The sequence below is a fragment of the Bradyrhizobium sp. UFLA06-06 genome, assembly GCF_054820065.1.
Genome location: NZ_JADFUD010000050.1, coordinates 43,196 through 56,199, shown reverse-complemented (window position 1 = coordinate 56,199; position 13,004 = coordinate 43,196). Strand labels below are relative to the sequence as shown.

The 13,004-nt window shown below is 58.4% G+C and carries 8 protein-coding genes and 1 pseudogene; 4 read left to right on the top strand and 5 right to left on the bottom strand.

The features are described 5' to 3' along the window. The first annotated feature begins 164 nt into the window (after nt 1–164). A pseudogene (locus IF803_RS31525) lies at nt 165–928 on the top strand (IS5 family transposase). Between the two features lie 118 nt (nt 929–1,046). Further along, nucleotides 1,047–1,928 (top strand): hypothetical protein, encoded by an 882-nt coding sequence (locus IF803_RS31520; RefSeq protein ID WP_125459151.1) that lies wholly within the window; start codon nt 1,047–1,049, stop codon nt 1,926–1,928. A gap of 723 nt (nt 1,929–2,651) precedes the next feature. Here IF803_RS31520 and IF803_RS31515 read toward each other — a convergent pair. Next, entirely contained in the window at nt 2,652–2,858 is a 207-nt protein-coding gene (locus IF803_RS31515) for a hypothetical protein (protein WP_018269959.1), read from the bottom strand. 847 nt (nt 2,859–3,705) lie between these two features. Here IF803_RS31515 and IF803_RS31510 point away from each other — a divergent pair. After that, on the top strand, nt 3,706–3,816 hold the full coding sequence (locus IF803_RS31510; RefSeq protein WP_077230994.1) for a hypothetical protein: 111 nt from the start codon (nt 3,706–3,708) through the stop codon (nt 3,814–3,816). 1,178 nt (nt 3,817–4,994) lie between these two features. Here IF803_RS31510 and IF803_RS31505 read toward each other — a convergent pair. The 3 genes from IF803_RS31505 to IF803_RS31495 form a co-directional block, all read right to left on the bottom strand. Continuing rightward, nucleotides 4,995–7,214 carry a hypothetical protein gene (locus IF803_RS31505; RefSeq protein ID WP_026192329.1) on the bottom strand — a complete coding sequence of 740 codons (2,220 nt, stop codon included), beginning with the start codon at nt 7,212–7,214 and terminating at the stop codon, nt 4,995–4,997. Between the two features lie 629 nt (nt 7,215–7,843). Then, complete coding sequence (locus tag IF803_RS31500) at nt 7,844–8,185, bottom strand: hypothetical protein (protein WP_240537172.1); 342 nt, start codon at nt 8,183–8,185, stop codon at nt 7,844–7,846. 237 nt (nt 8,186–8,422) lie between these two features. Beyond that, a complete protein-coding gene (locus tag IF803_RS31495) occupies nt 8,423–9,661 on the bottom strand; it encodes a cytochrome P450 (protein ID WP_026192328.1) in 1,239 nt (412 codons plus the stop codon). Nucleotides 9,662–11,027: 1,366 nt separating this feature from the next. On the opposite strand from IF803_RS31495, the gene IF803_RS31490 reads away from it, so the two are divergent. Beyond that, on the top strand, nt 11,028–11,558 hold the full coding sequence (locus tag IF803_RS31490; RefSeq protein ID WP_225161279.1) for an SPASM domain-containing protein: 531 nt from the start codon (nt 11,028–11,030) through the stop codon (nt 11,556–11,558). A 135-nt stretch (nt 11,559–11,693) separates the two neighbouring features. Here IF803_RS31490 and IF803_RS31485 read toward each other — a convergent pair whose 3' ends face one another. Next, nucleotides 11,694–12,977: an NAD(P)/FAD-dependent oxidoreductase gene (locus IF803_RS31485; protein WP_016844737.1), complete on the bottom strand. Its 1,284-nt coding sequence runs from the start codon at nt 12,975–12,977 to the stop codon at nt 11,694–11,696. Between the last annotated feature and the right edge of the window lie 27 nt (nt 12,978–13,004).

The window sequence follows — 13,004 nt, the reverse complement described above, 5'->3', positions numbered from 1 at the left end:
GGCGATCATCATCGCGCCGCGACACTGACTCGCCATCCTGATCGCCGCGCTCTTCCGACCCAGATCGTCGCGCTATACGTAAGCGTCCAACCGGGGCCTGCCCGGAAGCGTCGCGTCAGGCCAGACCCCCTGTGATTCAAACTCCCAAACTGGGGGCTGGAATCATGCGCTACGAACTCGCCGATCATGAATGGATTGCCATCAAGCCGATGCTGCCGAACAAGCCGCGCGGCGTTCCTCGGGTTAACGACCGTCGTGTCCTCAATGGCATCTTCTGGGTCTTGCGTTCCGGAGCACCTTGGCGCGATTTGCCGGCGGCGTTCGGTCCTTACACCACTTGCTACAACCGCTTCGTTAGGTGGCGGCGAGCTGACGTCTGGAGCCGCATCATGGACGCACTTGCGGCTGCCCATGATGCCGCTGTCCAAATGATCGACAACTCGATTGTCCGCGGCATCAACATGGGGCCTGCATCACAAGGAACGAGCGCCTATCGATGGGAAGGTCGCGCGGCGGCTTGACGAGCAAAATCCACGCGGTGGTCGATAGCAATGGTTTGCCGGTACGGTTGACGTTGAGCCCCGGCGAGGCCCACGACGTTCGACTTGCAGGACAACTGCTCTCTCATCTGAAGTTCGGGTCAATGTTGCTTGCCGACCGTGGCTATGACGCCGACTGGATAAGAGAGCTTGCCATGAAAAAGGGGTCGTGGGCCAACATCCCGCCGAAACGCAATCGCAGCGATCCGATCTGCTTCAGCTCCTATCTCTACCGCGCTCGCGACTAGGTCGAACGGCTCTTCAACAGGATCAACCAATGTCGTCGTGTGGCGACGCGTTACGACAGGCTTGCGGGAAACTACCTTGCCTTCGTCCAACTCGCCTCTATCCGCCTATGGCTGGCTGCGCGTTATGAGTGCACGCCCTAACGAGCTCTCTGGGCCGGAGCAGAGCAATGGTCTCCTTGAGTTTGCGGATACTTTGCAGGACGTTGTGCTCTCGCGGCCAACGGGCATTTGTGCAAGCGCTGTGGAGCTGAGCGGAAGTATGGATTCGGCTTCGGTCGCGATTGCTGTTGGCAAAAGCGTGAAAACCGTAAGGTGTGGCGGCATCCTGTTGGGCGACGGGAGCAGCCCCAGGCAGTCTGATCGGCGAGCGCGCATTCTGAGCGCACTGAATTGCCGCGATCACCCCCTTGAAATGCATACCCACATGCCGGCGATTGATCTGGATCTTGCCCCAGAACGACGCCTGCCACTCACTTCAGAGTATTGCCTGGAGGCATTTGAGGCGCTCTGCGACAGCTTTCGCGCGGACGGCTACGAAATCGTCTGGTCCGGCATAGGCGGCGACAAGCTTTGCGCTTGCTCCACCGCCGAGGAGGGCGGCTCAAGATCTTCGTCTTCACGTCACCTGGAGATCGCCGTTGAACTTGCAGACGGCCTGTTGACAAATCGCGCGCTCGACGCCGCTCATTCATCCTTCCTTTTCAGCGCGCCGCTTAGCGCGACCGTATCCACATTTCTGCTCGCAAGCCTTTGTCATGCTCGTCCACTCGCAAGGCGAGGACTTTGGCCCGTTCGCCCGCTAGGCGATCCGAGATTGATTAATACTGCAGCGAAGCTTCCGCTTGCACTTCGCGCGGGCAAGGAAATATTCCGTTCCTACCTGCGTAATCGGCTGCGCTGCGATGTGTTTCCGCACGGTTATGCAAAGGAGACTTTCGCGCTTGTGTTACCAAAGGCGATTGCGGCTCGTGCAGACACGATTTCATCGCAGCTTTCCTCTTGCGCCCTGGCCGACTTCGGCTTGGTTTCGCGAGAGTCCGTTATGGCGCTCTTGAATAGGGTATTAACAACGCAAGTTGCTGCAACCAGCGCCTTGGTTCGCTTCCTGTGGGCGGAACGCTTCGTTCGGCAACTATGTTGAGAGCTTCACCATCAACAACCACCGGTTAGAACACCTGCTACATCAAAGAAAGGTTGAGAATTGGACGTTCTCGCCCATCGGCACGATGGAGCTAGACTGTGTCGGCGTGTATCGCGGGGCTATCGGCAGAGAACGCGACACTGGACGTTATCGTTTACCCCTGTCGTTGCATGCCGTTTAGCCCTTTTTCCGTTAGATAGATTCGTCTTTTGGAGGCGGGTCGCTCGCGAAGGGAGGCGCCGTCTGGCGCGCACTCTGTCACGCATCCCGGCAAGCCATAAGGATATGGACAGGGCTCTTCGGCCTGCACTTACCGTTAGATCACCAGAAGAACTCTCCTGGTGAACGCATTGGAATGGCTTTCGTCGGACCTATGACTACTAACGGTTGACGGAGCTGCGATACCCCGCGCGGTCGCTAGGCCTTTCCATATCGAGAGCCGAGATCTCAATTTAATCAACGATTGCTATCGTTTTAGATTCTCGTCCCGCGCTCGGATGATAACGTGCAGCTCCGCGGAGTGCTTTTGCATGATCATTGATGGCCACTCTGTGCTGGAACATCCTCATCCGTTCCTTGCGATCATGCTCCAGCGGCGGAACCGGAACGGCTTCAGAGGCGGCGCGCAAATTTCTTTACGCAAGAGGACGCGGCCGCTGTTCCCACGAGCGGCCGCGCCGCGAGGCCTCGATCCTCATTTTCTGCTTGGTTTGTATCCGGTGGTTAGTGCTGTACGCACGCCGGATCGGTCAAACAAAAAAACAGATCGCAGATACCATTCAACGGGTCGTCCGCGCATTGAGGATATGACGTGTCGGCGACCTGCACCTTGGCAGCGACGGGTTGAGCGGCGGCTTCAGCAACACAGGCCGGCACTGCCGCCGTTGCAAGCGCGGCGGCGCTCGCAGTCACAAACAGCAATTTTTTCATTCCAGAGTCGCTCCCTTAAGATCGGCCCCAAGCCGTCCTCATGGATATATGACGTTGCCACAAGTGGTAAAATTGATTTTCTTGATCAGGCCTATCTACGGGATGGATGAGTTCGGACATCTTTGCGGGCTCGGTTATGAGTTGCTCGGAGAAGCCGTTTATGGTCGGCTTCTCGCCGGCCTCTAAGCGGTCCGCATTGATCTGAGCAATCGGACAACGCGGTAACTGCATCGTCTCGGCCCAATGACTTGCACGGCTTGGAGGCTGGACGCGTGCTGCCCGAGGCGGTGAGTCACATTCCTGATGAGTGCACAAGCGAACTCATTATGACGGATGCGACGACTGCGCGATCGCTGAAATTCCATTCGTTTGTTCGGCTGCGCTAGAGGCTACACCGCATGGCTTCGGCCCGTTCAAGTACGGCGGCATACTGCTAATTCAGCGAGACTGCATTCCTGACCAGAACTTGCCACCGAGGGCGATATTGTTGCTGAGCGCGCGGCCGACTTCGTCGCGCAGCGACGGCGGCACTGACTGCAACCATCACCTCAGACTTGCTCGAAGGTCCCGATCGCGGCTGCCCTTACAAAATCCACACGGTACTCACTGCCAACGAGAAGAATCATGGCCCAAACGAATTATCACCGAGGCGATAGCTTCTGCAGACGTAGAAGCACCAAATGACCATTCTCGGATATGCCGCGTTAGCATCCAGGATCGACATCTCATCCGCTAGTTCAACTCCTAAAGGCAGCCGGCGACCGCGATCTACCGCGAGATGATCAGCGGTGCCGCGCCGATCGGCCACAACTCACCACGTTGATGGTAGCGCCTCCACCCCGGCGACGTGGTGCTGGTGACGAGGCTGGACCGGCTCGGCCGCAGCACCCGCCAGCTAAATGAGCTTGATCGAGCGCATCGGCAAGACTGGTGCTGCATTCCGCTCGCTCGGCGATAGCGCTGGTCATTCGCACATCGCCTAGGGAGCGACGCGGTTGCGACTGTCTTGCCGTCAGCTGAGAGCAATGTTGAAGCATTGTCGAGGGATGCTCGACGCCGGCCTTGCGCAACGACGCAGCTTACCGCAATCGCCTCGATCGGCGTCTCGCTGCCTGCCAGGGGTCCGACGATGCGTACCCACTGGCGGCGCGAGCAACTCGCTGCAGAGCGATGAATTGCCTATGTCGGCAACAACAACCGAAGCGATCGCAGGGTTCTAGCCCAGCGCGCGATCGGTCACAGTCGGGTTGCGTCTCATACCCGCGTAAGCTTAACGAACCCTCCTTCGGCCAACTCGGCTTGGTAGGTTCTTCCGTTAAGCTGGATTGTTTTGGGGGTGTTTGCGGTCGGCATGAAACCTTCTTCGCGCAACTTATCCATGAGAGCAGGTGTCGCCCATTGGCGTGGTAGCGGCGTTCCGAAGCGCCGGTTCTCCGTGAATAAGGCTCCGAAGTCTCGCCCGGCCTGCCCCAACCCCACTTGGTCCTCCGCAGGGTTATGAACAAGACGAACGCAATTGGAACCATCGAAACCGGCCGTGTAGCGGTGACCTTGGATTCACAGGTCATCGTCGGCTGGTCCGAATCCGGCAGGAGACCACGATGGAACAGCCGTTCGACCATTGAATCAGGTGCGATTTGCGAACCGTGGGAAAATCTTTGAGGAGCGGGTCCAGGCGATGCGGCAGACGCCGAGTACAGATCTTGCAGCGCAGATCTGCATGTCAATCTCTGCGCGCGATCCGTCGTTTCTGCCTCAACTTCGACGGGTTACCAACCAGAATGAGCGGGATAGCCCGGCCAGCGCGACAAAGAACAAACGAGAGCGCGGCCTACGTGAGAATCCGGCAAGCGAGAAACGAACTATTCACCCGATCGAGAGTGCAGAACGAACAGGTCCCAGCACCTTCTGGGGGCCATGGAGGCCGATGCTGGGACCGTCGTGGCCACATCCGGGGGTAGCAAACGGACAGGCCCACCTTATTGTGCATCGTCAATTCGATTCGTCAAACCGGCCCACGGTGTGCGTTCTCGCGGAACGCCGATCACTCGGAAATCGCTTGAGATTCACCGGCTTCAGCCAGCCGAACCACTACTCAGCGCAGCCCAAGCGGCACTTCCTCGCCAGATACGCGCACTACATCCCGTGTCGAGCGAGTTGCATCGAGCCGAACTCCGCCTCAAGACGGGGATACCATGGCTGGCCGCCACCTCTGCTGAACAAGGACTTGCAGAACGCCGGCGCAAGCCTGCCGCGGTGGATCAACACGTCTTCGTGTCCCATTGCAGCTCGAGCATTCTGCCAGAGCCGATTGTAGCCGCGCTGTTCATTGGACTTCACGTGGCAAGCAGCGAACTCGGCGCCATCCAGCGTCGCCAATTGCGAGACATATACCGGCCTCTTCGTATGGATGTGCACCCACACCGGATCCGGCATCGCACCATTGCTCAGTGCCCTGGGCTGCAGCTTGATCTCGAACAGCGTGCCTGGCTCCCCCTTCAACGCACGCGGCGGATCGGCAGACGTCAACTCATCGGCCGCCCGCAGGTATTCAAGGTACTTCTGCGACGGAAAGGCGTACGTCTTCATGCAATCCATCGTGATCGCAGCCTTCCGCGCGTTCAAAGAATTTGCCTGTCCCTGCACCTCGGACCACATCGCCTTGAGCCGGACTATTTTTTCGTGCACTTCAGGCACCTGCGCAGGCGTAAGCAGGCCACGTCGGCGAGGTTCCTCTAGCGCCGCTACACAGGCCTCGATCTCGGCGGCTTGCGTCTGAAGGCGCTTAACGACGAGATCCACGATGTGGCCGGCATCCTCGGGCTTCATTTGGCGCGTTTGCGAGACGGCGCTTTGCTGCGCTGGAAGATCGAACTGCAGCAGCTCGTCCAATCTATTGAGCAATCCGTTCAGCGCTTTCCTGGAGGGCGGAGCACGCCACATTTCCTGGCCGGCCGTTGACGATGATTCCTTTGCGCGTGCCGCCTCTTCCGGGGTCGCAAGCTTCTTGGTGCCCAGATCCGAGAGAACGATGACCTTACCTGTCGGAGCCGAAGCAGCGTCGGGCCTGGCGACCTGCGCCTCGCGTAGACCGGCCGCCGAACTCCCCTCACCTGCCGCCGGTGTGCGCTTGCTTTTTCCCTTCTTGCGCGCAGCCTGGCCCTCAGACACTGCGCCGGTATTTTCCGGTATCCAGTTGGCGGGCGGCTCGATCACGGCGGGTGTCTTTGGCTGCACCGCCAAAAACCGCGTGACGTCGTTTGCGGTGACCCAGGCAGCTTCCTCGATCTGGTCCAACAGGTCCAATGGAGTGTCCGCCCCCATTCCAGCATCCCTCAGCCCAGCGACGATGCCGTGCACCCCCGACGCAAATTCAGAAAGCCGTTCCATGACCCCTTCCAAAACGGTGCTGTGCTCCGCGTCGAGCGCCGCTCCGCGGTTGTACAGAACGGCTTCGCCCGTCGACGCGAATGCCGGAACAACATCGTTGATGAAGGTCCCGAGCAGACGCATCCGCCCGTCCTCACCGATGAGGGCGTTACTCAGCGCTGGTTCGAGCGTGCTCGCCCGCGATTCGATCAGGAGCCGCGCGAGAGCGATCCGCGATTGCAGATACGTGCACTTCGTAAAAAGTGCCCAGCCGGTATGCAGGCGTAGCATCTCGGGCGTGGACCCCGGCAAGCTGGCGGTGGCCACGCAGACGGACTGCATCCGTTCCGAGCGCAATGCCTTCTTTCCCCACCACTCCATGCAGGCCATGTAGTGCTTCGCCACGGTCGACACCGCTCGGCTTAGCTGGGCGGGCGCAGCGTTGGCTTTGCGCAGCTGCTCGAGCACGGCTGCGGCTTTCTCTCTACCGGCCTCCAGGTCGTAGACAATCGAGGTAGCCACGGCGTTGCATTGGTCCCCCGCAGCAAGAGTCTCGACTCTGACTCCGCAAGCCTGATCGTCGGAAAGAAGGCTGCGTGCCACGTCGGGAGGGAAGCTCGCATAATAGTCCAGAACTTCCGAGCCCGCCTTGACGACTTGATCAATCAGGTCCTGCGCCTCCGACCGGTTCCGCGCTTGGCCGGCCGCCGTTTTAGAAGCACCAACAAAGGCCACAAGTAGGCCGCGCATTTTTTTCTGCGCTGCTCTGACCTCGTCTCTCGTCGGGACAGCCACATCCGAAGCCGGCGGCTCGCCGACGAGCGGCGCCATTCCATCTTGAGACCTGGAGTGCATCCGCTCCACGACGGAATCGAACGATTGCCTGGCTTCTCCGGAGACCGGTCCAGGCTCCCCGCCCGATCCCCACATGCTATCAGCTTCTGCAGGCTCAACGTGCGATTTGCCAGCTCGGCCAATGCCCGTCATATCCAATCTCCGATCGAATCGAGAATGCGCAGCCTGTCTGATTAGACAGCTTGGCTGACGGGCAGCTGACGAACAGCTCTTTCCGGGCTACACAGAAAATGGCCGGATCACCGTGGGCTCCGGTTCATCGAGGCTGCCAGTGCTGCAACAGGCAGCGATGCAGCGGATGAGCGCATCAAATCGGGGATCATCCGCTGCAGTGCATGACCGCACCGTAACGTTGCTTCGGCGTGATCCCGCCAAAATCCATACTGACAAGCCGCGGCAGATGCGACGGGGCAAGACACTATCCAGCGTCGCGTTCGTCTGCACGGACTTGGCGGGCTATCTCGAATAGCGGAGAGCCGCCACGAGAATGCCAGCATCTTGAAACGGCTTGATCATTGCGGCGAGGTGCATCCCCCGACTTTGTCGAGGGGGAGAGACCTTCGGCCGCCGTACGTCCCATCATCGAGGAGGAGATACGAGTCTTAAATCCAAGAACCTGCACACCCACGGTCGCACACAATTTAAATAGGTCTAAATCTTCGATCAAAATCGCATTATCTGTATTCACCTTCGGATCGAGCAGAACCCATATTGAGGGACTCCTTCGCAGCTCCCGCCCATCCGAGCCCGTTGAGCAACGCTCATAAAAAAATGGCAACGACCGTGCCAAGCGCACCGAGCGTCAACCCGACCAGCGAACCGGCCGTCGGCACATCACGAAAAAGTATAAAGGCGAGAACTGGCTCCACGACCAGAATAGCTCCGACTGAAATCGCGACAATGATCCAGATATTCTTGAGATGCATGTAGCCCAGCGCGTATCCGAAGACGAGCAGGACGCCACCGACGGATATCAGCACAAACATCGGCAGGAGCATTGTGACATCCCCGCCGGCCTTGCCAAACTGCCTTGAGGCAATCAACTCCGCGATTATCGAAAGCGCTTCTCCAACGAAAATCGCGGCCACTGCTACAATCTTCACTGTCAAGCTCATCGGCCCTTGATTCCAACTATCCAAGTCAGCGCCGCAGATGAACACTCGGAGGTATCGGTGATCTTGCCTCTTGGAGGTGCCAGTGGATTATGCGTCGCTACTTATCGCTGCTCGCAGGCGTCTCAAAGCCTGCCCAATTGCAGACCGGATCTCAACATGCAGCGATTGTTTCGCGCCGACCAAGCCGCACCCCGGGGCCGGTCGCCAGATTCGAGGGATCGAAGCCTAGGCTGCAATCCGCACAGGAAGAGCGGAATAACCGTGCACAAAGTTCGACGCAATTCGCTCGGGTTCGCCGACAACCTCGACTTCCAGTCGTGCCTTCAAAATCTCCTCCCAGAGGATTTTCAGCTGCAGCTCCGCAAGATGTCGACCAACGCAGCGATGGATCCCAAATCCGAACGAAAGATGTTGCCGCACGTTCCTGCGGTCGATGACGAAGCGCTCGGCGTTCTCGATGACTTCATCGTCGCGGTTTCCTGAGATGTACCACATGACGACCTTGTCGCCCTTCCTGACTTGTTTCCCACCGACGATGCTATCGGCCGCGGCGTTGCGGCGCATATGTGCGATGGGCGTTTGATAACGAATAATCTCGGACACGGCGCTCGAGACAAGTTTCGGATTATCGCGTAGCTTTCGCAGCTCGGAGGGGTGCTGGTTCATGAACAGGAGGCCGCCGGTAATCGAATTGCGCGTGGTGTCATTCCCACCGACGATCAGCAGAATCAGATTTCCAAGAAACTCACTCGGCTCCACGTGTCGAGTTGCAGGCGAGTGCGCCATCATGGAAATCAGGTCCATCCGTGGCTCGGCATTGATGCGCTCGTTCCAAAGGCCTGTGAAATAATCCAGGCACTCGGACAAGATCGCACTTCGCTTGTCCCAGCTATCGATCGGCTGGCCAGTTCTGGGCATTGCAACAGCTACGTCCGACCAATAGGTCAGCAGACGCCGATCCTCAAATGGAAAGTCGAATAGCGTGGCAAGCATCTGCGTCGTCAATTCGATGGAGACCCTATCCACCCAATTGAAGTCATTGTTGCGCGGCAAGCCGTCCAGAATCGTCCTGACGCGACGACGGATCAAGCTCTCGAGTTTCGTCAAGTTTTCCGGCGCGACTATCGGACTTACAGTATCACGCTGCTCGCGATGCTTAGGCGGACCCATCTTGATGAAACTCTGCGTCCAGTGCCTGTCAGGCACGTCGACAATAGTGACGCCTTGCTCCGACGAGAATATCTTGTGATTAGTATCTACCTCTACGATATCGCGGTATTTCGTTATGGACCAATATGGACCATAGGGGCTATCCTGGCAGTAGTGAACGGGATCTTCCCTTCGCAGCCGCTCGAAATAACCCCATATGCTATCATCTTGAAAGCGCTTGGCTTCGCTTACGTCCAGATTGCTCAGCGGGATCTTAAACGCGCCGTCGGTTCTGTAGTCTACCAATTGCGTTATCACGATCGCCTCCGCAGATTTTGCTCTCTTGAGAGCTTGCGGATCCACAGGTCGCGATCCATCGTTTCGAGCTGCCGTGACGTTTTGTTGCGAGCGGATCGTCGCCCCAACAGAGTATCCTAAAGCGCGGGCAGTCACCCCTACCAGTTCCGGCAGGTAAGGATGGCGTTGACTTTCTAACTCGATTTGCCCCAGTGGATTGATGAGAACAATCCTCGCTACACAGGCGTCGCCCAATGCCAGCTAGATCGCTGCTCGCGCCACCGAACAGCGCAATGTGAGCCACTAGGTGCCAGATACGACGTTTTCGGCTCCCCGCGGCCGCATATTGGCCGCGGGATCGTGCGGTGACCACGACCCACGCTGATCGTCGTCGACGAAATCAGTTAGCACCGCTCCGCCGAGAAAGGCCAATTTGGTTCTCAACATGGCAACAAGCGTGCTTCATTCATCATCCTGACCAGCAACTTGCCATCTAACGGGAATAGGAACTATCGCCGCCAAGAGCTTGCGATGCTCGACCGCTTGTCCATCGCATTGATGGCGCCCAAACAGTTCGCGAGCGCAATCGCTTGCGCGACAAATAGAAAGATGTTTCAGAACCTGCGCTGCCATCGGAAAGCCTTAGGATGTGCCGCTTGGGCGGATCCGGCGCCGGTTCCGCATCGCTACGGCTGCGGAAGCATCTCCGCAGACCATTCTAGCGAGAACACCGAGCCCAGCATCTGGCGTGGCGCTGACTCGGAACGAAGATGTAAGTAACAGCCAGCGGTGCTACGCGACGGCCAACGCATAGAGAGCCGAGTTGGCACGCCAGGCCTATCCAGGCTTCGGTAGGCGTGGCCGAGCTCGGAGCATTGTTAGCGACGAGATAGGAGCTTGGTCTAGGTCATTTCGCCAACCTGCATATCCTGTATTTGCAATCCGTGAGGAGCAAAGCAAGCGGCTGCTCATCGAACGCTGCGCTCCCTCTCGCAATTTCTTGCTCCGGCGCCTGAAAGGACCAGACAGAATGACGGCATATCCCATGGTGTTACAAAACTTACGCGCTGCCAATCCTGGTCGCCGGGTATTGGAGATAACGACGACCGCAGGATGCATCGTCCGGTGTACTTATTGCCACCAAGACAAGTTCGCTGATCGGCAAAGACCCGTGTCTCAAGCGAAGTACCTAGGTCTTCAGGATTTCGAGCGGTGTCTTGCACGCGTGCCGAGGACTACCGAGATCAGTTTTGCCGGCTACTCGGAGCCTTGGCTCCATCCGAAATGCACCAGGATGGTTGAGCATGCTTACGCACGTGGGCATCAGATCCGAATTTTCACGACCCTCGTCGGAATGAACGGGAGTGACATTCGGCGCTTGCAAATGCTGCAGTTCAGGGCTTTCATCGTCCACGTTCCTGATGACGGCACTTATATGAACAGCCGGCTCGTCGGAAAGTCCTATCTCAATGTCATGCGCCGACTCGTCGAGGCGAACATTCCCTCGATTCGATTCGTTGTCCTGGGCAAAGTCCATCCGGACCTCGCCGACACCATTCCCGCAAAAGCGCTGCAGCGCTTGCGTCCGCTGAGTAACAGCCGAGGACGTCTAGAGTCGAATATCATCAAACCGCGACAGCCCGTCGTCGGACCCTTGACGTGTATTGGCAAACAACAACATCGGAATGTCCTTCTACCAAACGGCGACGTTACTCTGTGCGGGATGGATTTTGAGCGGCGTCATGTCCTGGGCAATCTTTTGCGCGACGAATACGCATATCTCTTCGAAAGCCCAATTTTTCACGAAATCGCCGATCGCATGAACGGAATGGATGGCTTTCTGCTCTGCAGGATGTGCGAGTTTGCTCACCCGCAGACGTCGGGATGTTATATGGATGCCGACCAACAGACGTGACGGCCGGCCTGCACGAGTGTGGATGTCAAGATTCTCTCTGAAGAACGCGACCGATGCCAATTCGCTCGCCACGTGCCGGGAACGGCCAAACCGATGGAAACCGCCGGATCGGATATGCGATTGACACGAGGCGGATCAGAGCCGCGCCTCAGTGAGGTGAACCAGTTGAGAGCCTGCGCTGTAGAGGGCCTCACGGGCGGCACGAAACCGCCGATATTCAACCGGCGCAGCTGGAAGTGGTAGGTCCTCTTCCGCAAGGCGGCCGAGAACGTAGGACGCCAACACCCGGCCGAGGACGGTCCCAGGTGCAATCCCGCGCCCGTTGTAACCGCCGAAGGACACGAGGTTACGGTCGAGCTTGTGAAAGCGCGGCAGGTGGTCGGAAGTCATCCCGATCATCCCGAACCAGCCGGCTTCGAACTCGACGTCGCCGAGCTGCGGAAACAGCCTACGTAGCGACCTGACCGCCCAGGCTCGGTGAACCAAGGTGCCGATACCCTCTAGAGCGCCAACGCTGCCGAACACCAGACGGCCGGACTGATCGAAGCGAAACGAGGAAAGGACCTCGTGGGTGTCCCATGCCCCTTGTCGTTCGGGCAAGATTGAGGTCCTGAGACGATCTGGTAAGGGCCGCGTTGCCAAATTGAAGTAAGGTAGACGGATCTGCTCTCGCTGAATCCGCAACCAAGGTCTTTTGCCGTAGGCGTCGGTAGCGACGATTACCCACTCAGCACACACAGATCCCATTGCCGTGCCGACCCTCCAGCGCAACCCCATTTCGTGGACTGTGAGGACTTCAGTCTGCGCGAATATCCTCGCGCCCGCCGCAAGCGCAACGCGCGCCAAGCCGCGCGCATAGGCCAGTGGCTGTATTGTACCGGCGCGCGTATCGAGCAGCGCGCCGGTATAGTTGCCACCGCCAATCTTTCTGCGCGTCTCCTTCGCATCAAGCACCGCGACCGGAGCGCCGCGTTTCTGCCACTGTTCGGCACGAATCTGGATTTCCTCCAAGCCCCTGCGGCCGACCGCGCAATGCAGGGTCCCCGCGCGCTCAACTTCACAGTCGATCCCATATCTCTCGATCAGTGCAAAAACCTCCTGCGGTCCTCCACCCAGTAATTCGATGAGCCGCTCTCCAAACGGGGAGCCGAGCGTGTCTGAGAGCGTGTCGGGCATGACCCACATACCCGCATTGACGAGCCCGACGTTGCGCCCGGAACCACCGAATCCAATTTCGGATGCCTCCAGCAGAATGACGCGCACGCCGCCCTCCGCGAGGCGGATAGCCGCAGAGAGTCCAGTATATCCACCGCCAATCACAACGACATCGGCTTGCAAATCACCCACGAGAGGACCGGTATACGGCGGCGCCGGCGCCGTGAGCTCCCATAAGCCGTGCGACTTGCGATTGCCTTGCATCCGACGAACTCGTTCTGCAACGCATCA